Genomic DNA, 20,624 nt, shown 5'->3' with positions numbered 1-20,624 from the left:
GCAGGCCCACAACGCCTCCCCCTCGACTCGCACGGGGGCGGTCTCCCCCCTCAGCGCTTCCGGTCGACCCTACGTTCGTCCCACACGGGTTCCTGAGTCTCCCGTACAACACCGTCCGAACCGAAGACCAAATAACGGTCAAAAGTACGGGCGAACCACCGGTCGTGCGTGACGCAGAGCACAGTTCCGTCGTAGCTCTCCAGACCGTCCTGCAGCGCCTCCGCCGACTCCAGGTCCAGGTTGTCCGTCGGCTCGTCCAGCAGCAGCGCGGTGGTGCCGGCCAGCTCCAGGAGCAGGATCTGGAAGCGCGCCTGCTGCCCGCCCGACAGCTTCTCGAAGGGCTGGTCGCCCTGTCGCTCCAGCTCGTAGCGGCGCAGCGCGCCCATCGCCTGGCCCAGGGGCTTCGCCGCCTCCGTCCACAGGATGTCGACCAGCGTGCGGCCGAACAGCTCCGGGTGGGCGTGGGTCTGCGCGAAGTGGCCGGCGACCACCCGGGCGCCGAGCTTCCACGTACCCGTGTGCTTGACGTCCTCGCCCGCCATCAGGCGCAGGAAGTGGGACTTGCCCGACCCGTTCGAGCCCAGCACCGCGACCCGCTCGCCGTAGAACACCTCCAGCGAGAACGGCTTCATCAGGCCGGTCAGCTCCAGGTTCTCCACGGTCAGGGCGCGCACGCCCGTACGTCCGCCCTTGAGCCGCATCTTGATGTCCTGCTCCCGCGGCGGCTCCGGCGGCGGACCGGCGTCCTCGAACTTCTTGAAGCGGGTCTGCATCGCGTGGTACCGCGAAGCCATGTCGGGGCTGCTCGCGGCCTGGCCGCGCAGTCGCAGCACCAGGGCCTTCAGCCGGGCGCGCTCCTCGTCCCAGCGCCGCTTCAGCTCCTCGAAGCGCGCGAAGCGCTCCTTGCGGGCGTCGTGGAAGGTGGCGAAGCCCTCGCCGTGCACCCACACGTCCGAGCCCGTGGGGCTCGCCTCCAGGCTGATGATCTTCTCGGCCGCCTGGGTGAGCAGCTCCCGGTCGTGCGACACGAACAGCACCGTCTTGCGGGTGGCCTTGAGCTGGTCCTCCAGCCACCGCTTGCCCGGCACGTCCAGGTAGTTGTCCGGCTCGTCGAGGAGGAGCACCTCGTCCGGCCCGCGCAGCAGCGCCTCCAGCACGAGCCGCTTCTGCTCACCGCCCGAGAGCGTGCGCACCTCGCGGAACTGCGCGCTGTCGTACGGAACCGCCAGCGCGGCCATCGTGCAGACGTCCCACAGGGTCTCCGCCTCGTAGCCCTGGACGTCCGCCCAGTCGCTCAGCGCCTGGGCGTACGCCATCTGCGCGGACTCGTCGTCCACCGTCAGGATCAGGTGCTCGGCCCGGTCGACGGCCTTCGCCGCCTCCCGGATCCGCGGCTGCGCCACCGAAACCAGCAGGTCGCGCACGGTGGTCTCGTCCCGGACCGAACCGACGAACTGCGACATCACACCGAGGCCGCCGTTGATGGTGACCCCGCCGCCGTGCGGCTGGAGCTCACCGGAGATCAGCTTCAGCAGGGTGGTCTTGCCGGCCCCGTTCGCCCCGACCAGGGCGACCACGGACCCCTCCCCCACCCGGAAGGAGACGTCGGGAAGCAGGACCCGCCCGTCGGGAAGGTAATACTCCAGATGACTCGCTTCGAGATGTCCCATGCCGGGCATTGTCCCGGTCCGCCCTCGTTCCGCCCAAACGGGTTACGTTCCGCCCCAACGGATCAGCAGCAGGCGGATCAGCAGCAGCCCGCCCCGGGCAGCGTCCGCATGTTCCGCGCCTCCTTGCTCCGCGCGGCGAGCAGCTCGTCCGCCGGGTAGCCGACCTCTTCGAGGGTCAGCCCGTGCGGCCGTACGACGTGCACGGAGGAATCGCGCACCGCGGCCCCCAGCACCTTCCCGGGCCACTCCACCGGCCGGTGCCCGTCGCCGACGTGCAGCAGCGCCCCCACCAGCGAACGCACCATGTTGTGGCAGAAGGCGTCGGCGCGCACGGTCGCGGTGATGATCCCCTCCGCGTCCCGCACCCAGCTGAGCTGCTGGAGCGTACGGATGGTCGTCGCGCCCTCACGCTTCTTGCAGTACGCGGCGAAGTCGTGCTCGCCGAGCAGCGGCTTCGAGGCCTCGTTCATGGCGTCCACGTCCAGCGGCCAGGAGTGCCACAGCACGTGCCCGCGGCGCAGCGGGTCCACCCCGGCCGTGTGGTCGCCCACGCGGTAGGCGTACCGGCGCCAGATCGCCGAGAAGCGCGCGTTGAACCCGGCGGGGGCCTCGGCCACCTTCCACACCCGGATGTCGTGCGGCAGCCGCCCCGCGAGCCGCCGCAGCAGCTTGTCGTGGTGCTCGGCCCACACCTCGTCGGCCACGTCGAACTGGGCGACCTGTCCGCGCGCGTGCACGCCCGCGTCCGTACGCCCGGCCACCGTCAGCTCGACCGGCCCGGGCAGCCGCATGACGGTCGCCAGGGCCGACTCCAGCTCGCCCTGCACGGTCCGCAGCGTCCGCTGCTTCGCCCAGCCGGAGAAGTCCTTGCCGTCGTACGACAGGTCCAGCCGCACCCGGACGTGTCCGGGGTCCACCTCGTCACTCACGTGACCGATCCTCTCCTCAGAAGCCCTGCAATGCAGAACGGGCCCGCCCCCGGAAGGGGCGGGCCCGTTCAGAGCCGATCAAGCAAGCGAGATCCCGGAGGATCAGGCCTCCTTGGTCTCCTCGGCGGCGGGAGCCTCGGCGACAGCCTCGGCGTCCTTCGCGGCGCGCTTGGTGGCAGCCTCGGCCTCACCGGTGGCGACCTGCGCCACGGTCAGGGCCTCGACCAGCTCGATGACCGCCATCGGGGCGTTGTCGCCACGACGGTTGCCGATCTTGGTGATGCGCGTGTAACCACCGGGGCGGTTTTCGTAGCGCGGGGCGATCTCGGTGAAGAGCGTGTGCACGATGCTCTTGTCCGTGATCGTCTGCAGCACCAGGCGACGGTTGTGGATGTCGCCCTTCTTGGCCTTGGTGACCAGACGCTCGGCGTAGGGACGCAGGCGGCGGGCCTTGGCCTCGGTGGTGGTGATGCGGCCGTGCTCGAAGAGCGCCTTCGCGAGGTTCGCGAGGAGGTGCTTCTCGTGCGCGGCGCTGCCGCCCAGACGGGCACCCTTTGCGGGACGCGGCATGGTCTTACTCCTTCATATCTGCACCGGCCGTGTCAGGTACCGGTGTCAGTTCCCCCGGGGCGGATGCCCCGGGAAAGTTCTTAGTACTGCTCGGTCTCGACGAAACCGGCGTCCGCGTCGTCGTCGGCGCCAAAGGCGTCGGCGGCAGCGGTCGGGTCGAATCCGGGCGGGCTGTCCTTGAGGGCCAGGCCCATGCCGGCGAGCTTCGCCTTGACCTCGTCGATCGACTTCGCACCGAAGTTGCGGATGTCGAGCAGGTCCGCCTCGGAGCGGGCCACCAGCTCGCCCACCGAGTGGATGCCCTCGCGCTTGAGGCAGTTGTACGAGCGGACCGTGAGCTCAAGCTCCTCGATCGGCAGCGCCAGATCGGCGGCCAGGGCCGCGTCCGTCGGCGAGGGGCCCATGTCGATGCCCTCGGCGTCGATGTTGAGCTCGCGGGCCAGACCGAACAGCTCGACCAGGGTCTTGCCGGCGGACGCCATGGCGTCGCGCGGGCGCATGGCCTGCTTGGTCTCGACGTCGACGATGAGCTTGTCGAAGTCGGTGCGCTGCTCGACTCGGGTCGCCTCGACCTTGTAGGTGACCTTCAGCACGGGGCTGTAGATGGAGTCGATCGGGATGCGACCGATCTCCTGGCCGACCTGCTTGTTCTGGACGGCGGAGACGTAGCCGCGACCGCGCTCGACGGTCAGCTCCATCTCCAGCTTGCCCTTGCCGTTGAGCGTGGCGAGGACCAGGTCCGGGTTGTGCACCTCGACACCGGCCGGGGGCGCGATGTCGGCGGCGGTGACCAGGCCGGGACCCTGCTTGCGCAGGTACATCACGACGGGCTCGTCGTGCTCCGAGGAGACGACGAGCTGCTTGATGTTGAGGATGAGGTCGGTGACGTCTTCCTTGACACCCGGCACGGTGGTGAACTCGTGCAGGACGCCGTCCACGCGGATGCTGGTGACAGCGGCACCCGGGATCGAGGACAGGAGCGTGCGGCGGAGCGAGTTGCCGAGGGTGTAACCGAAGCCCGGCTCGAGCGGCTCGATCACGAACCGCGAGCGGTACTCGTCGACGACCTCTTCGGTCAGCGACGGACGCTGAGCGATAAGCATGTGTGTTCCTTCAGTCGTGGACGCCCACTATTTGACGTCCTACTGGCACTACTGGCACTGCACTACGAACTACAAGGGTACGGGCGGTACGTCCCCCGCGAAGGGTTCGTACCGCCCGGACACTCAAAGACGCACAGGCGTCGCTGCGTCAGACGCGGCGGCGCTTCGGCGGGCGGCAACCGTTGTGCGGGGTGGGGGTGACGTCCTGGATCGAGCCGACCTCCAGGCCAGTGGCCTGCAGGGAGCGGATCGCGGTCTCGCGGCCGGAGCCCGGACCCTTGACGAAGACGTCAACCTTGCGCATGCCGTGCTCCTGCGCGCGGCGGGCGGCCGACTCGGCGGCCATCTGCGCGGCGAAGGGGGTGGACTTGCGCGAGCCCTTGAAGCCGACGTGACCGGCGGAGGCCCAGGAGATCACGTTGCCCGCGGGGTCCGTGATCGACACGATGGTGTTGTTGAACGTGCTCTTGATGTGGGCGTGCCCATGAGCGACGTTCTTCTTTTCCTTGCGGCGCACCTTCTTGGCAGCGCCCTGACGACCCTTGGGGGGCATCTATATCTCCTACGGGAGGTGGTCGGTCCTACAGCGAAGACCGCTGAGTAAGCGTCCGGCTGAGGACTACTTCTTGCCCGGCTTCTTCTTACCGGCGATCGCGCGACGCGGGCCCTTACGGGTACGGGCGTTCGTGCTGGTGCGCTGACCGTGAACCGGGAGGCCGCGACGGTGGCGGACACCCTGGTAGCACTGGATCTCGACCTTGCGGCGGATGTCAGCCTGGATCTCGCGGCGGAGGTCACCCTCGGTGCGGAGGTTGGCGTCCACGTACTCGCGGATCTTGACCAGGTCCTCTTCGGCCAGGTCACGAACGCGGGTGTCGGGGTTCACACCGGTGGCCGCAAGGATTTCCTTGGACCGGGTGCGACCGACACCGAAGACGTAGGTAAGTGCGATCTCCACACGCTTTTCGCGCGGGATGTCAACACCGGAAACGCGTGCCATTCAATGGCTCCTGTGTGTTCGGGGGTCTTCAGCAGAACCGAACCCCGGCCGCCGACCACACCTGTTGGGTGGTGGTACGTCCGGGTCCCCGGCCCCCGCCGGAGGTGCCGCCGGCCCTGGTCAGGGCTAGGCGGGTTCTGCGTATGTACGTTTTCTTACGTCGCGCGAAGAACTGCGTAGTGCAGGTCGGTCGGCGTGCGTCAGCCCTGGCGCTGCTTGTGGCGCAGGTTGTCGCAGATGACCATGACCCGACCGTGACGGCGGATCACCTTGCACTTGTCGCAGATCTTCTTGACGCTCGGCTTGACCTTCATGTTGGTGAGGTTCTCCGGGTCAGTGCCACCACCCGCACCGGGACGGATGCCCAGGCAGGAGTGAGGACAAGATCTACTTGTATCGGTAGACGATCCGGCCACGCGTCAGGTCGTACGGAGAGAGCTCCACGACAACCCGGTCATCAGGGAGGATGCGGATGTAGTGCATGCGCATCTTGCCGCTGATGTGCGCGAGGACCTTGTGACCGTTCTGGAGTTCCACCTTGAACATGGCGTTCGGGAGGGACTCGATCACGGTGCCCTCGATTTCGATGGCACCTTGCTTCTTGGCCACGCTTCGCCTTTCGAATCGGCTACCTTGATCGGCCTCGCGCCCATGCCCATGCAGGCATGGAAGTGCACGAGAGCCGACGAGTCAGTCTACGTCAGGGCACCCAGAAAGACGAATCCGGAAAGTTTGCCCCGTAGTCTAGATCATTAACCGAGGGGGTCCGGAGCCGTGGTGACCCCGTACTCCGCCAGCTTCGCCTTCCCACAGTCCGGCGAGGTCAGGACGATGGGCCCGGCCTCGGTCAGGGCGATGGAGTGCTCCCAGTGGGAGGACCAGGTGCCGTCGGTCGTGATGACGGTCCAGTCGTCCGCCAGGACCTCCGTCTGGGCGGTGCCCAGGGAGACCATGGGCTCGATCGCCAGGCAGACGCCCGGGACCAGCTTGATGCCCTTGCCGCGCTTGCGCGAGACGTAGTTCAGCAGGTGGGGGTCCATGTGCATCTCGGACCCGATGCCGTGGCCGCCGTAGTCCTCGATGATCCCGAACTTGCCGAGGCTGTGCTCACCGGTGGTCGGACGCGGCTGGCGCTTGATGTAGGTCTCGATCGCCTTGGAGATGTCCACGAGGCGGTTGCCGAGCTTCATGGCGGCGATCCCCGCCCACATGGACTCCTCGGTCACCCGGGACAGCTCCACCAGCTCAGGCGCGTGCCCAGTGCCCACGAAGGCCGTGTAGGCGGCGTCGCCGTGCCAGCCGTCGATGATCGCGCCCGCGTCGATCGAGATGATGTCGCCGTCCTTGAGGACGGTCTTGTCGTCCGGGATGCCGTGGACGACGACCTCGTTGACCGAGGTGCAGATGGTCGCGGGGAACCCGCCGTAGCCGAGGAAGTTCGACTTCGCTCCGGCGTCGGCGATCACCTTGCGCGCGACCATGTCCAGGTCCCGCGTCGTGGCGCCCGGCACGGCCGCCTCACGGGTGGCGGCGTGAATGGCGGCGACGACCAGTCCGGCCTCCCGCATCTTCGCGATCTGCTCGGGGGTCTTCAGCTGCACCATAGGACGTGCCTTCCACCTTCGGTTCGGGTCTTACAACAGTACGGCCGCGGCGCCCCCGAAGGGACACCGCGGCCGGTACGGCAAACAGGGAGAGCTACTTCTTCAGGGCGTCCATCGCGCGCTGCGTGACGTCCTTGACCTCGCCGAGGGCGGGGATCGTCACGAGCAGGCCCTGGGCCTTGTAGAAGTCGATGATCGGCTCGGTCTGCGTGTGGTAGACGTCGAGGCGGTTGCGCACCGTGGCCTCGGAGTCGTCGTCACGCAGGTAGAGCTCGCCACCGCACACGTCGCACACGCCCTCGACCTTCGGCGGGGCGTAGTCGACGTGGAAGATGTGCTTGTTGTCGTTGCGGCAGGTGCGCCGCCCCGCGATCCGCTTGACGACCTCGTCCTCCTCGACCTCCAGGTCGAGGACGGCGTCGAGCTTGATGCCCTGGGCCTTGAGGATCTCGTCCAGCGCCTCTGCCTGGGAGACGTTGCGCGGGAAGCCGTCGAGCAGGAAGCCGTTCTCGGCGTCCGGCTGCTCCATGCGGTCCTTGGCCATGTCGATCGTGACCTGGTCGGGGACCAGGTCACCCTTCTTCATGTAGGACTGCGCACGCTGGCCCAGCTCGGTCTTCTGGCTGATGTTCGCGCGGAACAGGTCGCCCGTGGAGATGTGCGGGATGGAAAGGGTCTCGGCAAGCACGGTTGCCTGCGTTCCCTTGCCCGCACCAGGAGGTCCGACGAGGACGATACGCATCAGCGGAGGAACCCTTCGTAATTGCGCTGCTGGAGCTGGCTCTCGATCTGCTTCACGGTCTCCAGACCCACACCCACGATGATCAGGATGCTCGTCCCGCCGAACGGGAAGTTCTGGTTCGCGCCGAAGCCCGCCAACGCCATCGTCGGCACAAGAGCGATGAGTCCCAGGTACAGCGACCCCGGCCAGGTGATCCGGTTGAGCACGTAGCTCAGGTACTCGGCAGTAGGTCGGCCTGCCCGGATACCCGGGATGAAGCCACCATACTTCTTCATGTTGTCTGCAACTTCCTCGGGGTTGAACGAGATCGCCACATAGAAGAAGGCGAAGAACACGATCAGGAGGAAGTAGGCAGCGATGTAGTACGGGTGGTCGCCCTTGACGAAGTGCTGCTGGATCCAGGTGGCCCAGGCCGCCTTCGAGCCGCTGAACTGCACGATCAGGGCCGGGATGTAGAGCAGCGACGAGGCGAAGATGACGGGGATGACGCCCGCCTGGTTCACCTTGAGCGGGATGTAGGTCGAGGTCCCGCCGTAGGCGCGACGACCGATCATGCGCTTCGCGTACTGCACGGGGATCCGGCGCTGGGCCTGTTCGACGAAGACCACGAGGGCCACCATCGCGAGACCCACCAGGATGACCACACCGAACTCGACCCAGCCACCGGCGATCTTGCCCTGGAGCTTGATGGTCCACAGGGCGCTGACGAAGCCGGCGGCGATCGAGATGAACATGAGGATCGACATGCCGTTGCCGATGCCGCGGTCGGTGACGAGCTCACCGAGCCACATGACGACACAGGTACCGGCGGTCATGGTGATGACCATGGTGACCATGGTGAAGATCGAGCGGTCCGGGACGATCTTGCTGGCGACCTGGCAGCCCTGGAACAGGGCGCCGCTCTTGGCGGTGGCGACGAGGCCGGTGCCTTGGAGGATCGCGAGCGCGACCGTCAGATAGCGCGTGTACTGAGTGATCCTCGCCGTGCCGGACGAACCCTCTTTTTTGAGGTTCTCCAGCTTCGGGATGACCACGGTCAGCAGCTGCAGGATGATGCTCGCCGTGATGTACGGCATGATGCCGAGCGCGAAGATCGTGATCTGCAGCAGCGCACCGCCGCTGAACATGTTGACGAGCCCGAAGAGGCTGTTGCTGCTGCCCATCGAGTCGACACAGATCTGAACGTTCTTGTAGCTCACGCCGGGTACCGGGATGTGGGACCCGAGCCGGAACAGCATGATGATGCCGAGCGTGAAGAGCAGCTTCTTGCGCAGGTCGGGCGTCTTGAACGCCCGGGCGAACGCGGTGAGCACGGTGCCTCCTGCGACCCCCGCGCTACTGCGTCAGAGGTGACGGTCTGAGGGATCGACGAATAAGACAAAGCAAAGGTGCAGGCCACCATACCGGCGAGAAGGCCCGCCTAGGAACGACCAACCGGGGATGCCCCATATGTGAGGCATCCCCGGTCGGGTTTCTAGCTATAAATCACTGGGTTCGTCTTAGACGAGCTCGGTGACGGTGCCGCCGGCAGCGGCAATCTTCTCCTTGGCGGAGCTGGAAACGGCGTCAACCGAAACCTGCAGCGCCACGGAGATCTCGCCCTGTCCGAGGACCTTGACGAGGCTGTTCTTGCGAACCGCGCCCTTGGCGACCAGGTCGGCCACCGTGACCTCTCCACCCTCGGGGTAGAGAGCGCCGAGCTTGTCCAGGTTCACGACCTGGAACTCGGTGCGGAACGGGTTCTTGAAGCCCTTGAGCTTCGGCAGACGCATGTGGAGGGGCATCTGCCCACCCTCGAAGCGCACCGGGATCTGGTAGCGGGCCTTCTGGCCCTTCGTACCACGACCAGCCGTCTTACCCTTCGACGCCTCACCACGACCGACACGGGTCTTCGCGGTCTTGGCACCGGGGGCGGGACGGAGGTTGTGGGCCTTCAGCGGGCTGTTCTCAGCCATGTTAGTCAACCTCCTCAACCGTCACGAGGTGGCGGACGGTCTGCACCATTCCGCGGAACTCGGGGCGGTCCTCCTTGACGACCACGTCGTTCAGGCGCTTGAGCCCGAGCGAACGCAGAGTGTCGCGGTGGTTCTGCTTGCTGCCGATGTACGACTTCGTCTGCGTGATCTTGAGACGGGCCATTACGCACCCGCTCCCGCAGCACGTGCACGAAGGAGCGCCGCCGGGGCAACGTCCTCCAGCGGAAGACCACGGCGAGCCGCGATCTCCTCGGGACGCTGCAGACCCTTGAGGGCCGCAACCGTCGCGTGCACGATGTTGATCGCGTTCGAAGAACCGAGCGACTTCGACAGGATGTCGTGAACGCCGGCGCACTCCAGAACGGCGCGCACCGGGCCACCGGCGATAACGCCGGTACCGGGGGAAGCCGGCTTCAGGAGCACGACGCCCGCGGCACGCTCGCCCGTGATCGGGTGAGGGATCGTGCCCTGGATGCGCGGAACCTTGAAGAAGGACTTCTTGGCTTCCTCGACACCCTTGGCGATGGCCGCGGGAACTTCCTTGGCCTTGCCGTAACCGACACCTACAGTGCCGTCACCGTCGCCCACCACGACCAGCGCGGTGAAGCTGAAGCGGCGACCACCCTTGACAACCTTGGCGACGCGGTTGATCGCGACAACGCGCTCAACGTAAGCGGTCTTCTCGGCGGCAGGGCCACCGTCGCGACCCTTCCGGTCCCGCCGCTCGCCGCCACCGGCACCGCTTCCGCGGCGCTGGGGTCCAGCCATTGGATTACCTCTCTCTGTTACGTCCGTTAGTCCCGGAACCGGGGCTTAGAACTTCAGCCCGGCTTCGCGGGCGGCGTCAGCCAGAGCGGCAATGCGCCCGGCGTATCGGTTGCCACCGCGGTCGAACACGACGGTCTCGACACCCGCAGCCTTGGCACGCTCGGCGACGAGCGCGCCGACAGCCTGGGCCTGAGCGCTCTTGTCGCCTTCGCCACCGCGGATCGAAGCGTCCAGGGTCGACGCAGACGCCAGGGTGTGACCCTGGAGGTCGTCGATGACCTGAGCAACGATGTTGCGGTTGGAACGCGTCACGACGAGGCGCGGACGCTCCGCCGTACCCGAGACGTTCTTGCGGATGCGGATGTGGCGGCGAGCCTTGGCAGCGCGCTTGTACGCGTCGCCCTTGGCGATCTTCACACCGTATGCCATGGCTACTTACCAGCCTTTCCGACCTTGCGGCGGATGACTTCGCCGGCGTACTTGACACCCTTGGCCTTGTACGGGTCGGGCTTCCGCAGCTTGCGGATGTTGGCGGCGACCTCGCCGACCTTCTGCTTGTCGATGCCCTCGACCGTGAACTTGGTGGGCGACTCGACCTTGAAGGAGATGCCCTCGGGCGCCTCGATCAGGATCGGGTGGCTGTAACCAAGCTGGAACTCCAGGTTGGAGCCCTTCGCGGCGACGCGGTAACCGACACCGCTGATTTCGAGCGCCTTCACGTAACCCGTGGTCACGCCGGTGATCATGTTCGCCACCAGCGTGCGGGACAGGCCGTGCAGGGCCTTGTTCTGACGCTCGTCGTTGGGGCGCGTGACGGTGAGGACACCGTCCTCGCCCTTAACGACACCGATGGGCGACGCGACGGTGTGCGCGAGGGAACCCTTGGGGCCCTTCACGGAGACCGTGCTGCCATCGATGGTGACGTCCACACCGGCGGGAACCTGGATGGGGAGCTTGCCGATTCGCGACATTTGCTTTCCTCCGTTCCCGACTACCAGACGTAGGCGAGGACTTCCCCACCTACGCCCTTCTTGCCTGCCTGCTGGCCGGTGAGGAGACCGTGGGACGTGGAGATGATCGCCACGCCCAGGCCGCCGAGCACCTTGGGCAGGTTGGTGGACTTCGCGTACACGCGCAGACCGGGCTTCGAGATCCGCTTGATGCCCGCGATGGAGCGCTCACGGTTCGGCCCGAACTTCAGCTCGAGGACGAGGTTCTTGCCGACCTCGGCGTCCTCGACCTTCCAGCCGGTGATGAAACCCTCTTGCTTGAGGATCTCCGCGATGTGCGACTTGATCTTGCTGTGCGGCATCACGACGGTGTCGTGGTACGCCGAGTTAGCGTTACGCAGACGAGTCAGCATGTCTGCGATCGGGTCAGTCATGGTCATGAATCGGCCTTCGGCCTCTCTCGCCGGGGTTTCCTGTATGCGCCATCCCTCTCCCCACTCAGTGGCGGGACGGGTGCGGTGCGGGGACCTACGGCGTAGTAAGTCGTTATGGACGGCGGGCGCCCAACCCCACAAGCCTACGGCATGCGGAGCGGGGCACCCACCGGCCAGGTGCTTACCGAGAGTCTCTGGTGATTCCCAAGTCCCTAAGGACGAGAGGGAATTACCAGGAGCTCTTGGTCACGCCCGGCAGCTCGCCACGGTGAGCCATCTCACGAAGGCACACGCGGCACAGGCCGAACTTGCGGTACACGGAGTGGGGACGACCGCAGCGCTGGCAGCGGGTGTACGCACGCACACCGAACTTGGGCTTGCGGGCAGCCTTCGCGATGAGAGCCTTCTTCGCCATCTCGCTTACGCCTCCTTGAAGGGGAAGCCGAGGTGACGAAGGAGGGCGCGGCCCTCGTCGTCGTTGGTCGCCGTGGTGACCACGGTGATGTCCATACCCCGGGTACGGTCGATCTTGTCCTGGTCGATCTCGTGGAACATGACCTGCTCCGTGAGACCGAAGGTGTAGTTGCCACGGCCGTCGAACTGCTTCGGCGACAGACCACGGAAGTCACGGATACGCGGCAGCGCGAGCGACAGCGTACGGTCCAGGAACTCCCACATGCGGTCACCACGGAGGGTGACGTGGCAGCCGATCGGCTGACCCTCACGCAGCTTGAACTGCGCGATGGACTTCCGGGCCTTCGTGACGGCCGGCTTCTGACCGGTGATCGTCGTCAGGTCCTTGATGGCGCCGTCGATCAGCTTGGAGTCGCGGGCGGCGTCGCCCACACCCATGTTGACCACGATCTTCACGAGGCCGGGGATCTGCATGACGTTCTCGTAGGAGAACTCTTCACGCAGCTTGCCCGCGATGTCCTCGCGGTACTTCGTCTTGAGACGCGGAGTGGTAGCCATCAGATGTCCTCACCCGTCCGCTTGGCAACGCGGATCTTGTTGCCCTCGTCGTCGAAGCGGTAGCCGACGCGGGTGACGACCTTCTGGCCGTCCTTCTCCACAACCAGCTGAACGTTGCTGACGTGGATCGGCGCCTCGGTGATCACGATGCCACCGGTCTGCGAACCACCAGCGGTCTGACCGGCCTTGGTGTGCTTCTTGACCCGGTTGACACCCTCGACCAGGACGCGGTTCTCAGTAGGGATGGCCACAATGACCTTGCCCTGCTTGCCCTTGTCCTTACCGGTGATGACCTGAACCAGGTCGCCCTTCTTGATCTTCATGCTTACAGCACCTCCGGCGCGAGCGAGATGATCTTCATGAACTTCTTCTCGCGCAGCTCACGGCCCACGGGGCCGAAGATACGGGTGCCACGAGGGTCGCCGTCGTTCTTGAGAATGACAGCGGCGTTCTCGTCGAAGCGGATGTACGAGCCGTCCTGGCGGCGGCGCTCCTTGACGGTGCGAACGATGACAGCCTTGACGACGTCACCCTTCTTCACGTTGCCGCCCGGGATCGCGTCCTTGACGGTGGCGACGATGACGTCACCGATGCCCGCGTAGCGGCGACCCGAACCACCGAGAACACGGATGCAAAGGATTTCCTTGGCACCAGTGTTGTCGGCGACACGCAGTCGCGACTCCTGCTGGATCACGTCTATCTCCTGTTTGTCTGCCGGTTCCCGGCAGGGGCTTCGCGGTGCTCTTTCAAGCGGTGGAAGCCCCTACCGAGCCTGGCGGAACTGACCTGAGGGAAACCCCCCAGGCAATTTCCTTACTTGGCCTTCTCGAGGATCTCGACGATGCGCCAGCGCTTGCTCGCCGACAGCGGACGCGTCTCCATGATGATGACGCGGTCGCCGACGCCGGCAGCGTTCTGCTCGTCGTGCGCCTTGAGCTTGTTCGTACGGCGGATGACCTTGCCGTACAGGGCGTGCTTCACGCGGTCCTCGACAGCGACGACGACGGTCTTGTCCATCTTGTCGCTGACGACGAGACCCTCACGGGTCTTGCGGAAGCCGCGGGCAGTCGTCTCAGTCACGTTCTTCTCGCTCATCAGGCGCTCTCCACCGTCTCGATACCGAGCTCACGCTCGTGCATCAGGGTGTAGATGCGAGCGATGTCCTTACGGACGGAACGGAGCCGACCGTTGTTCTCCAGCTGACCCGTGGCCGCCTGGAAGCGCAGCTTGAACAGCTCTTCCTTGGCCTCGCGCAGCTTGCCAACGAGCTCCTCGTTACCGAGCTCACGCAGCTCGGACGCCTTGGTTCCCGTCGCCATCACGACTCACCTGCCTCGCGCCGAACAATCCGGCACTTCATCGGAAGCTTGTGAGCAGCGCGGGTGAGCGCCTCACGAGCAATCTTCTCGTTCGGGTAGGACAGCTCGAACATGACCCGGCCCGGGTGCACGTTCGCGATCCACCACTCGGGAGAACCCTTACCGGAACCCATGCGGGTCTCGGCAGGCTTCTTCGTCAGGGGACGGTCCGGGTAGATGTTGATCCAGACCTTGCCGCCACGCTTGATGTGGCGGGTCATCGCGATACGAGCCGCCTCGATCTGGCGGTTCGTCACGTAGGCGGGGGTAAGCGCCTGGATGCCGTACTCGCCGAACGAGACCTCAGTACCGCCCTTGGCCATACCGCGGCGCTTGGGGTGGTGCTGCTTGCGGTGCTTGACCCTACGAGGGATCAGCATGTCGGTCAGGCCTCCGTTCCGGTGCTCTCGGCCGGAGCGGCAGCGGGAGCCTCGGCCTTGGGGGCCTCGACACCAGCAGCCTGCTGCGGCTTGCGGCCACCACGGCCGCCGCGCTCGCCACCACGGCCACCACGGCCGGCGGGACGGTCGCCAGCGCCCTGCGCACCACGGGCCGGGCGGTTACCCGCACGGGCCGCAGCGTTCTCGGCGCGAACCTCGGCGATGTTCTTGACGTCGCCCTTGTAGATCCAGACCTTCACGCCGATACGGCCGAAGGTGGTCTTGGCCTCGAAGAAGCCGTAGTCCACGTTCGCGCGCAGCGTGTGCAGCGGCACACGACCCTCGCGGTAGAACTCGGACCGGCTCATCTCGGCGCCGCCGAGACGGCCACCACACTGGATCTTGATGCCCTTGGCGCCGGCCTTCATCGTGCCCTGCATGCTCTTACGCATGGCGCGACGGAAGGAGACGCGGGAGGACAGCTGCTCCGCAACGGCCTGAGCAACCAGCTGAGCGTCCATCTCGGGGTTCTTGACCTCGAGGATGTTCAGCTGGACCTGCTTGCCCGTGAGCTTCTCGAGGTCACCGCGGATGCGGTCGGCCTCGGCGCCACGGCGGCCGATGACGATGCCGGGACGCGCGGTGTGGATGTCCACACGCACACGGTCACGGGTGCGCTCGATCTCAACCTTCGAGATGCCGGCGCGCTCCATGCCGGACGTCATCATCCTGCGGATGGCGACGTCTTCCTTGACGTAGTCCTTGTACAGCTTGTCGGCGTACCAACGCGACTTGAAGTCGGTGGTAATGCCGAGCCGGAACCCGTGCGGGTTTACCTTCTGGCCCATTACCGGGTTCCTTCCTTGCTGCTGACGACCACGGTGATGTGGCTGGTCCGCTTGCGGATCCGGTAGGCACGGCCCTGAGCACGCGGACGGAACCGCTTCAGGGTCGGGCCCTCGTCCACGTACGCCTCGCTGATGACCAGCGAAGAGGCGTCCGTGTGGTCGTAGTTGTGAGCCGCGTTGGCAATGGCGCTGTCCAGCACCTTGCCAACGGGCACGCTCGCGGCCTGCGGGGCGAAACGCAGGACCGCCTGAGCCTCCGTGGCATCCATGCCACGGATAAGGTCCACCACTCGGCGGGCCTTCATGGGCGTGACGCGGATGTACCGCGCCTGGGCCCTGGCTTCCATGGTTGTCCCTTCGGTGTAAGTCATAGTCGTTACCACCCCGCCTTTAGCGGCGCTTCGACTTCCGGTCGTCCTTGACGTGGCCGCGGAAGGTGCGAGTCGGCGAGAACTCGCCGAGCTTGTGGCCGACCATCGACTCGGTGACGAACACCGGGACGTGGATCTTGCCGTTGTGCACCGCGATGGTGTGACCCAGCATGGCCGGGATGATCATCGAGCGACGGGACCAGGTCTTGATGACGTTCTTGGTACCAGCTTCGTTCTGTACGTCCACCTTCTTGATGAGGTGTCCGTCGACGAAGGGTCCCTTCTTGAGACTGCGCGGCATCTAAACCCGCTCCTAGCGCTTCTTGTTCGTCTTGCGGCGGCGGACGATGTACTTGCTCGAAGCCTTCTTCGGCGAGCGAGTACGACCCTCCTTCTGACCCCACGGGGAGACCGGGTGGCGACCACCGGAGGTCTTACCCTCACCACCACCGTGCGGGTGGTCAACCGGGTTCATCGCGACACCGCGGACGGAGGGGCGAACGCCCTTCCAGCGCATACGGCCGGCCTTGCCCCAGTTGATGTTCGACTGCTCGGCGTTGCCGACCTCGCCGACCGTGGCGCGGCAGCGGACGTCGACCAGGCGAACCTCGCCCGACGGCATACGCAGGTGGGCGTACTGGCCCTCCTTCGCCAGGAGCTGCACGGACGAACCGGCAGAACGGGCGAACTTGGCGCCACCACCGGGACGGAGCTCGATCGCGTGGATCGTGGTACCGACCGGGATGTTGCGGAGCGGGAGGTTGTTGCCCGGCTTGATGTCGGCGCCAGGGCCGTTCTCAATCCGGTCACCCTGGCTCAGCTTGGCCGGGGCGATGATGTAGCGCTTCTCGCCGTCTGCGTAGTGCAGGAGCGCGATGCGCGCAGTGCGGTTCGGGTCGTACTCGATGTGAGCGACCTTGGCCGGCACGCCATCCTTGTCGTGACGACGGAAGTCGATCACGCGGTAGGCGCGCTTGTGGCCGCCGCCCTGGTGGCGAACAGTGATCCGACCGGTGTTGTTACGGCCGCCCTTGCTGTGCAGCGGGCGAACCAGCGACTTCTCCGGCGTGGACCGCGTGATCTCGACAAAGTCGGCGACGCTGGAGCCACGACGGCCCGGGGTCGTCGGCTTGTACTTGCGGATACCCATTTCTCAGTCCTCGTCCGATTCCGGACGACTAGACCTCCGTTAGGAGGCCTGGCCGCCGAAGATGTCGATTCGGTCGCCCTCAGCGAGGGTCACGATGGCGCGCTTGGTGTCAGCGCGCTTGCCGAAACCGGTCTTGGTGCGCTTGCGCTTACCCTGACGGTTGATCGTGTTGACCCCGGTGACCTTGACCGAGAAGACCGCTTCCACAGCCTGCTTGATCTGGGTCTTGTTCGAGCCCGGCGCGACGATGAACGTGTACTTGTTCTCGTCGAGCAGCGCGTAGCTCTTCTCCGAGACAACCGGCTTGATCAGCAGGTCGCGCGGGTCAGTGAAGGTCTTGCTGGTAACGGTCGCGTCAGACATTACGCGTCGCTCCCTTCGGTCTCGTCGGCCTTGGGGCCAGACACGAAGGACTCGAAAGCGGCCTGAGTGAAGACCACGTCGTCAGAGACGATCACGTCGTACGTGTTCAGCTGGCCCGGCTCCAGGATGTGCACCTGGGGCAGGTTGCGGGCGGACAGCCACGCGGCCTCGTCGGCGCGGTCGACGACCAGGAGCAGGTTCTTGCGCTCCGAGATCTTGCCGAACAGCGTCTTGGCGGCCTTCGTGGAGGCTGCACCCTCGACCACACCGGTGACGATGTGGATGCGGGAGTGGCGCGCGCGGTCCGAGAGGGCACCACGGAGAGCGGCGACCTTCATCTTCTTCGGGGTCCGCTGCGAGTAGTCACGCGGCTGCGGGCCGTGGACGACGCCACCGCCGGCGAACTGCGGAGCGCGGGTCGAACCCTGACGGGCGCGGCCGGTGCCCTTCTGGCGGTACGGCTTGCGGCCACCACCACGGACTTCGCCACGGCGCTTGGTCTTGTGCGTGCCCTGACGGGCAGCAGCCAGCTGAGCGACAACGACCTGGTGGATCAGCGGAACGCTGGTCTTCGCGTCGAAGATCTCCGCGGGGAGCTCGACGGTACCGGCCTTGTCGCCTGCCGGCGAAAGGATGTCAATGGTGCTCATTACCTCAAGCCCCCTTGGCCGCGGTACGGACCAGGACGAGGCCGCCGTTCGGACCGGGGACCGCACCCTTGATGAGGAGCAGACCCTTCTCCGCGTCAACCGCGTGGATGGTCAGGTTCTGGGTGGTGACACGCTCGTTACCCATACGACCGGCCATGCGCATGCCCTTGAAGACACGCCCAGGGGTGGCGCAGCCACCGATCGAACCGGGGGAGCGGTGCTTGCGCTGAACGCCGTGACCGGCGCCGAGGCCCTTGAAGTTGTGACGCTTCATGACACCGGCGAAGCCCTTGCCCTTGCTGTTGCCCGTGACGTCAACCTTGACGCCGGACTCGAACACGGCCGCGGTGATCTCCTGGCCGAGCGTGTACTCGCTGGCGTCGGAGGTGCGGAGCTCCACCAGGTGGCGGCGCGGGGTTACGTCAGCCTTGGCGAAGTGACCCTTGAGGGGCTTGTTCACCTTGCGCGGGTCAATCTCGCCGAAGGCGATCTGGACCGACTCGTAGCCATCGATTTCGTTCTTGCGGACCTGGGTAACGACGCAGGGCCCGGCCTTGACGACGGTCACCGGGACGACACGGTTGTTCTCGTCCCAGACCTGGGTCATGCCGAGCTTCTCGCCCAGGACGCCCTTGATCTGCTTTGCCATCTTCTCCGTGCCTCTCAGAGCTTGATCTCGATGTCAACGCCGGCCGGAAGGTCCAGGCGCATCAGCGAGTCAACGGTCTTGGGCGTCGGGTCGAGGATGTCGATCAGGCGCTTGTGCGTGCGCATCTCGAAGTGCTCGCGCGAGTCCTTGTACTTGTGCGGCGACTTGATGACGCAGTACACGTTCTTCTCAGTGGGCAGCGGCACCGGGCCCGCGACCGACGCACCAGTGCGCGTCACCGTCTCGACGATCTTCTTCGCCGAGGAATCGATGACCTCGTGGTCGTAGGCCTTGAGCCGGATGCGGATCTTCTGTCCCGCCATGGCTACTCCGTAGTCCTGTCTGTTGTGGAAACGCTCTGGCTCCCGGTCGGCTGTGGATCGCTCCACTGCCTCTCCTCCGACCCACGCGGTCGGGCGTGTCGCACTCCCTCCAAAGAAATTTCCATACGGAAATTCCCTGCCAAGGGGGTGCGGTCCCAAGACCGCGCATCGGGGGAGAAACACCCACCGAGTGCCTGGCTGGCTCCGTGCTGACACTTCCCAGAAGATTCCCGTACGTCCGCCCCCAGTGCTGCCCCGAGGGGCAGGTAAGGGCGACGAGTACTGTGGGACTCGCTTCCGGTCCTCCCGGCGGGAGGCGCGCAGCATCGGCACTCAGCCGAGCAACTTGAGTAGTCTGCCATACGAGGCACGTACCTGGCCAATCGGGCGGAAGAGAATACCCCGCCACGCTGAGTGGTCAAACTGCACCACGCACCTCGCCCGGCGGGGCCCCTCGCGCTGGTCATCCCGCTGGTCAGGAGCGGGACACCGTCCCGCAGTCCTGCGGCAGGTCCGCGACGTCCCTGCTCCGGTCGTACGGGTCGGTGACCGGCCCCGACGGACTCGGCCCCGGCCGCTGGTCACTGGCGAACCGCGGGTGCAGGTACCCGGTGCCGTCCCGGGAGCAGTCGTCGTTGCCCGCGGTTTCCAGCCAGGCTCCGACGTGGAGCGTCCCCTTGGTCGCCTCCCATCGCTTCGGGTCGAGGTAGGCCGTCGTCACCGAGCGCCGGACCACCGTCCGCGCCACCTCGTCCGAGCCGCCCTTCGCCCGGACCACCGGGTATACGAAGGTGTAGTCGGCATGCACGAGCACCTCGCCTTCCCGGCCGCCCTCGAAGGTCATCCGGCCCCGCGTCTTGACCACTCCGCCGTGGAACCGGACCTCCGCCGGGTCGAACCGGCTGAACAGGAAGAGCGGGTTGTCGTCCTTGGACGGCTTGGCCAGGGCCCGCTCCATGAGGCCCCGGGCATCGTCCTGGAGCGGGTCCAGCAGTGCGAGCGCGGCGTCGGGCCGTCCCCCGCCCAGGACCGCCGGGTCCAGGTTCGAGGCGACCAGCAGGTCCCGGGTGCGGCCCAGCACGGCCGCGACGTCCTCCTGGGACACCCCGTTGACCGCGGTGGCGGCCGGGAGCTCGATGCCCGCGGCGCCATCGGCCCACTGGAGGGCCGGGGAGCCGCGGAAGGGCTCCTTCAGGGTCGGCTGGTCCGGGTCCAGTACCGCCGGGGGCGCGGTCGGGCGCGCGGTCTCCGCGGGCAGCGGAGGCGCGCTTCTGGCGGCGCTCCGCCGGTCCCCCGCCCTCTCCCCCTCCCCCGTGAGCTTGTCGATCAGCAGCTCCGGCCGTACGACGATCAGCGCGAGCCCCGCGACGAGGGCGATGCCCAGGGCGGCCTTGAGCCGCCGCTTGCCCTTGCCGCGCCCTTCCATCTCCTGCCAGGCGGGCCCGGTCCGCCAGCCCTCCGGCTGGTCGCGCCGGGGCCCGGATCCTCTGGACCCGCGCCCCCAGCGCCCCCGCGCGGCCGCGGCCCGCTGCTCGTCCTCGCGCCGCAGCCGCTCGGTCACCATCCGCGCCCGCGCGGACGGCTCCTTGGGCACGTCGGCCTTGCCCTGCCCGGCCTGCCCGGCCTGCCCGGCCTGCCCGGCCTGCTGGACGAACCGCGCCCATTCCTCGTCGGAGACGCGGGAGCCGTCGCCGCCGTCGCCGTCGTTCTTCGCAGCCATGTTCTTCCCCACCCCTGAGACGTTCGCGCGGAGCCTTTCATAGCCGCTGAGCAGGCAAAACACCGGGCCCCGAACGGGTGGCCGAATCCACACC

The 20,624-nt window shown here is 66.5% G+C and carries 33 protein-coding genes; all 33 read right to left on the bottom strand.

Translation table 11 applies throughout. From position 1 onward, the window contains the following. Nucleotides 1-50: 50 nt before the first annotated feature. Nucleotides 51-1,679 (bottom strand): ABC-F family ATP-binding cassette domain-containing protein, encoded by a 1,629-nt coding sequence (locus OHS33_RS21640; RefSeq protein WP_330332040.1) that lies wholly within the window; start codon nucleotides 1,677-1,679, stop codon nucleotides 51-53. A gap of 68 nt (nucleotides 1,680-1,747) precedes the next feature. After that, complete coding sequence (gene truA / locus OHS33_RS21635; protein ID WP_330332039.1) at nucleotides 1,748-2,599, bottom strand: tRNA pseudouridine(38-40) synthase TruA; 852 nt, start codon at nucleotides 2,597-2,599, stop codon at nucleotides 1,748-1,750. A gap of 102 nt (nucleotides 2,600-2,701) precedes the next feature. Then, a complete protein-coding gene (gene rplQ / locus OHS33_RS21630) occupies nucleotides 2,702-3,169 on the bottom strand; it encodes a 50S ribosomal protein L17 (protein ID WP_330332038.1) in 468 nt (155 codons plus the stop codon). Between the two features lie 80 nt (nucleotides 3,170-3,249). Further along, a complete protein-coding gene (locus OHS33_RS21625) occupies nucleotides 3,250-4,272 on the bottom strand; it encodes a DNA-directed RNA polymerase subunit alpha (protein ID WP_283521070.1) in 1,023 nt (340 codons plus the stop codon). A gap of 148 nt (nucleotides 4,273-4,420) precedes the next feature. Further along, on the bottom strand, nucleotides 4,421-4,825 hold the full coding sequence (rpsK, locus tag OHS33_RS21620) for a 30S ribosomal protein S11 (RefSeq protein ID WP_006376016.1): 405 nt from the start codon (nucleotides 4,823-4,825) through the stop codon (nucleotides 4,421-4,423). Between the two features lie 66 nt (nucleotides 4,826-4,891). Further along, the gene (gene rpsM / locus OHS33_RS21615) at nucleotides 4,892-5,272 is read right to left on the bottom strand and encodes a 30S ribosomal protein S13 (protein WP_053682609.1); all 381 of its coding nucleotides are present in this window, start codon (nucleotides 5,270-5,272) and stop codon (nucleotides 4,892-4,894) included. Between the two features lie 200 nt (nucleotides 5,273-5,472). Beyond that, nucleotides 5,473-5,586, bottom strand: a complete 114-nt coding sequence (rpmJ, locus tag OHS33_RS21610) for a 50S ribosomal protein L36 (RefSeq protein ID WP_003956441.1) — start codon at nucleotides 5,584-5,586, stop codon at nucleotides 5,473-5,475. Between the two features lie 73 nt (nucleotides 5,587-5,659). After that, nucleotides 5,660-5,881 carry a translation initiation factor IF-1 gene (gene infA, locus OHS33_RS21605; protein WP_003956442.1) on the bottom strand — a complete coding sequence of 74 codons (222 nt, stop codon included), beginning with the start codon at nucleotides 5,879-5,881 and terminating at the stop codon, nucleotides 5,660-5,662. A gap of 143 nt (nucleotides 5,882-6,024) precedes the next feature. Next, nucleotides 6,025-6,876, bottom strand: a complete 852-nt coding sequence (gene map / locus OHS33_RS21600) for a type I methionyl aminopeptidase (RefSeq protein ID WP_330332037.1) — start codon at nucleotides 6,874-6,876, stop codon at nucleotides 6,025-6,027. Nucleotides 6,877-6,970: 94 nt separating this feature from the next. Beyond that, a complete protein-coding gene (locus OHS33_RS21595) occupies nucleotides 6,971-7,618 on the bottom strand; it encodes an adenylate kinase (RefSeq protein ID WP_330332036.1) in 648 nt (215 codons plus the stop codon). After that, nucleotides 7,618-8,931 carry a preprotein translocase subunit SecY gene (gene secY / locus OHS33_RS21590; RefSeq protein ID WP_330332035.1) on the bottom strand — a complete coding sequence of 438 codons (1,314 nt, stop codon included), beginning with the start codon at nucleotides 8,929-8,931 and terminating at the stop codon, nucleotides 7,618-7,620. Before secY ends, OHS33_RS21595 begins: the two co-directional genes overlap by 1 nt. 186 nt (nucleotides 8,932-9,117) lie before the next feature. Then, entirely contained in the window at nucleotides 9,118-9,573 is a 456-nt protein-coding gene (gene rplO / locus OHS33_RS21585; protein ID WP_330332034.1) for a 50S ribosomal protein L15, read from the bottom strand. A 1-nt stretch (nucleotide 9,574) separates the two neighbouring features. Continuing rightward, the gene (rpmD, locus tag OHS33_RS21580) at nucleotides 9,575-9,757 is read right to left on the bottom strand and encodes a 50S ribosomal protein L30 (protein ID WP_053682614.1); all 183 of its coding nucleotides are present in this window, start codon (nucleotides 9,755-9,757) and stop codon (nucleotides 9,575-9,577) included. Beyond that, nucleotides 9,757-10,362: a 30S ribosomal protein S5 gene (gene rpsE, locus OHS33_RS21575; protein ID WP_214946843.1), complete on the bottom strand. Its 606-nt coding sequence runs from the start codon at nucleotides 10,360-10,362 to the stop codon at nucleotides 9,757-9,759. Before rpsE ends, rpmD begins: the two co-directional genes overlap by 1 nt. 45 nt (nucleotides 10,363-10,407) lie before the next feature. Further along, entirely contained in the window at nucleotides 10,408-10,791 is a 384-nt protein-coding gene (gene rplR / locus OHS33_RS21570) for a 50S ribosomal protein L18 (protein ID WP_030026334.1), read from the bottom strand. A 2-nt stretch (nucleotides 10,792-10,793) separates the two neighbouring features. Then, nucleotides 10,794-11,333: a 50S ribosomal protein L6 gene (gene rplF / locus OHS33_RS21565; RefSeq protein WP_330332033.1), complete on the bottom strand. Its 540-nt coding sequence runs from the start codon at nucleotides 11,331-11,333 to the stop codon at nucleotides 10,794-10,796. A gap of 20 nt (nucleotides 11,334-11,353) precedes the next feature. After that, on the bottom strand, nucleotides 11,354-11,752 hold the full coding sequence (gene rpsH / locus OHS33_RS21560) for a 30S ribosomal protein S8 (RefSeq protein WP_007265911.1): 399 nt from the start codon (nucleotides 11,750-11,752) through the stop codon (nucleotides 11,354-11,356). A gap of 223 nt (nucleotides 11,753-11,975) precedes the next feature. After that, a complete protein-coding gene (locus OHS33_RS21555) occupies nucleotides 11,976-12,161 on the bottom strand; it encodes a type Z 30S ribosomal protein S14 (protein ID WP_003956452.1) in 186 nt (61 codons plus the stop codon). A 5-nt stretch (nucleotides 12,162-12,166) separates the two neighbouring features. After that, nucleotides 12,167-12,718 (bottom strand): 50S ribosomal protein L5, encoded by a 552-nt coding sequence (gene rplE / locus OHS33_RS21550; RefSeq protein ID WP_030388859.1) that lies wholly within the window; start codon nucleotides 12,716-12,718, stop codon nucleotides 12,167-12,169. After that, nucleotides 12,718-13,041, bottom strand: coding sequence for a 50S ribosomal protein L24 (gene rplX, locus OHS33_RS21545; protein WP_330332032.1), 324 nt, complete (start codon nucleotides 13,039-13,041; stop codon nucleotides 12,718-12,720). Before rplX ends, rplE begins: the two co-directional genes overlap by 1 nt. Nucleotides 13,042-13,043: 2 nt before the next feature. Then, nucleotides 13,044-13,412, bottom strand: coding sequence for a 50S ribosomal protein L14 (gene rplN, locus OHS33_RS21540; protein WP_003956455.1), 369 nt, complete (start codon nucleotides 13,410-13,412; stop codon nucleotides 13,044-13,046). A gap of 119 nt (nucleotides 13,413-13,531) precedes the next feature. Next, nucleotides 13,532-13,813, bottom strand: coding sequence for a 30S ribosomal protein S17 (gene rpsQ / locus OHS33_RS21535; protein ID WP_283455934.1), 282 nt, complete (start codon nucleotides 13,811-13,813; stop codon nucleotides 13,532-13,534). Then, nucleotides 13,813-14,037 (bottom strand): 50S ribosomal protein L29, encoded by a 225-nt coding sequence (gene rpmC, locus OHS33_RS21530; RefSeq protein WP_073912892.1) that lies wholly within the window; start codon nucleotides 14,035-14,037, stop codon nucleotides 13,813-13,815. Before rpmC ends, rpsQ begins: the two co-directional genes overlap by 1 nt. Then, nucleotides 14,037-14,456 (bottom strand): 50S ribosomal protein L16, encoded by a 420-nt coding sequence (gene rplP, locus OHS33_RS21525; RefSeq protein WP_030026326.1) that lies wholly within the window; start codon nucleotides 14,454-14,456, stop codon nucleotides 14,037-14,039. The genes rpmC and rplP overlap by 1 nt, the downstream gene beginning before the upstream one ends. A gap of 5 nt (nucleotides 14,457-14,461) precedes the next feature. Continuing rightward, nucleotides 14,462-15,304, bottom strand: coding sequence for a 30S ribosomal protein S3 (rpsC, locus tag OHS33_RS21520; protein WP_330332031.1), 843 nt, complete (start codon nucleotides 15,302-15,304; stop codon nucleotides 14,462-14,464). Further along, on the bottom strand, nucleotides 15,304-15,651 hold the full coding sequence (rplV, locus tag OHS33_RS21515; protein ID WP_004571827.1) for a 50S ribosomal protein L22: 348 nt from the start codon (nucleotides 15,649-15,651) through the stop codon (nucleotides 15,304-15,306). The genes rpsC and rplV overlap by 1 nt, the downstream gene beginning before the upstream one ends. Nucleotides 15,652-15,694: 43 nt before the next feature. Next, a complete protein-coding gene (gene rpsS / locus OHS33_RS21510) occupies nucleotides 15,695-15,976 on the bottom strand; it encodes a 30S ribosomal protein S19 (RefSeq protein WP_023539342.1) in 282 nt (93 codons plus the stop codon). Nucleotides 15,977-15,988: 12 nt separating this feature from the next. Then, nucleotides 15,989-16,825: a 50S ribosomal protein L2 gene (gene rplB / locus OHS33_RS21505; protein ID WP_330332030.1), complete on the bottom strand. Its 837-nt coding sequence runs from the start codon at nucleotides 16,823-16,825 to the stop codon at nucleotides 15,989-15,991. A 39-nt stretch (nucleotides 16,826-16,864) separates the two neighbouring features. Then, nucleotides 16,865-17,188 carry a 50S ribosomal protein L23 gene (rplW, locus tag OHS33_RS21500; RefSeq protein WP_215023440.1) on the bottom strand — a complete coding sequence of 108 codons (324 nt, stop codon included), beginning with the start codon at nucleotides 17,186-17,188 and terminating at the stop codon, nucleotides 16,865-16,867. Beyond that, complete coding sequence (rplD, locus tag OHS33_RS21495; protein WP_330332029.1) at nucleotides 17,188-17,838, bottom strand: 50S ribosomal protein L4; 651 nt, start codon at nucleotides 17,836-17,838, stop codon at nucleotides 17,188-17,190. Before rplD ends, rplW begins: the two co-directional genes overlap by 1 nt. 4 nt (nucleotides 17,839-17,842) lie before the next feature. Then, nucleotides 17,843-18,487, bottom strand: coding sequence for a 50S ribosomal protein L3 (gene rplC / locus OHS33_RS21490; protein ID WP_112447750.1), 645 nt, complete (start codon nucleotides 18,485-18,487; stop codon nucleotides 17,843-17,845). A 14-nt stretch (nucleotides 18,488-18,501) separates the two neighbouring features. Next, a complete protein-coding gene (rpsJ, locus tag OHS33_RS21485) occupies nucleotides 18,502-18,810 on the bottom strand; it encodes a 30S ribosomal protein S10 (RefSeq protein WP_003948644.1) in 309 nt (102 codons plus the stop codon). Between the two features lie 475 nt (nucleotides 18,811-19,285). Further along, nucleotides 19,286-20,530: a hypothetical protein gene (locus OHS33_RS21480; RefSeq protein ID WP_330332028.1), complete on the bottom strand. Its 1,245-nt coding sequence runs from the start codon at nucleotides 20,528-20,530 to the stop codon at nucleotides 19,286-19,288. Between the last annotated feature and the right edge of the window lie 94 nt (nucleotides 20,531-20,624).

This window comes from Streptomyces sp. NBC_00536 (assembly GCF_036346295.1).
Lineage (GTDB): Bacteria > Actinomycetota > Actinomycetes > Streptomycetales > Streptomycetaceae > Streptomyces.
Note: the sequence above shows the minus strand (reverse complement) of the source record. Positions and strands in the feature narration are given on the sequence as shown.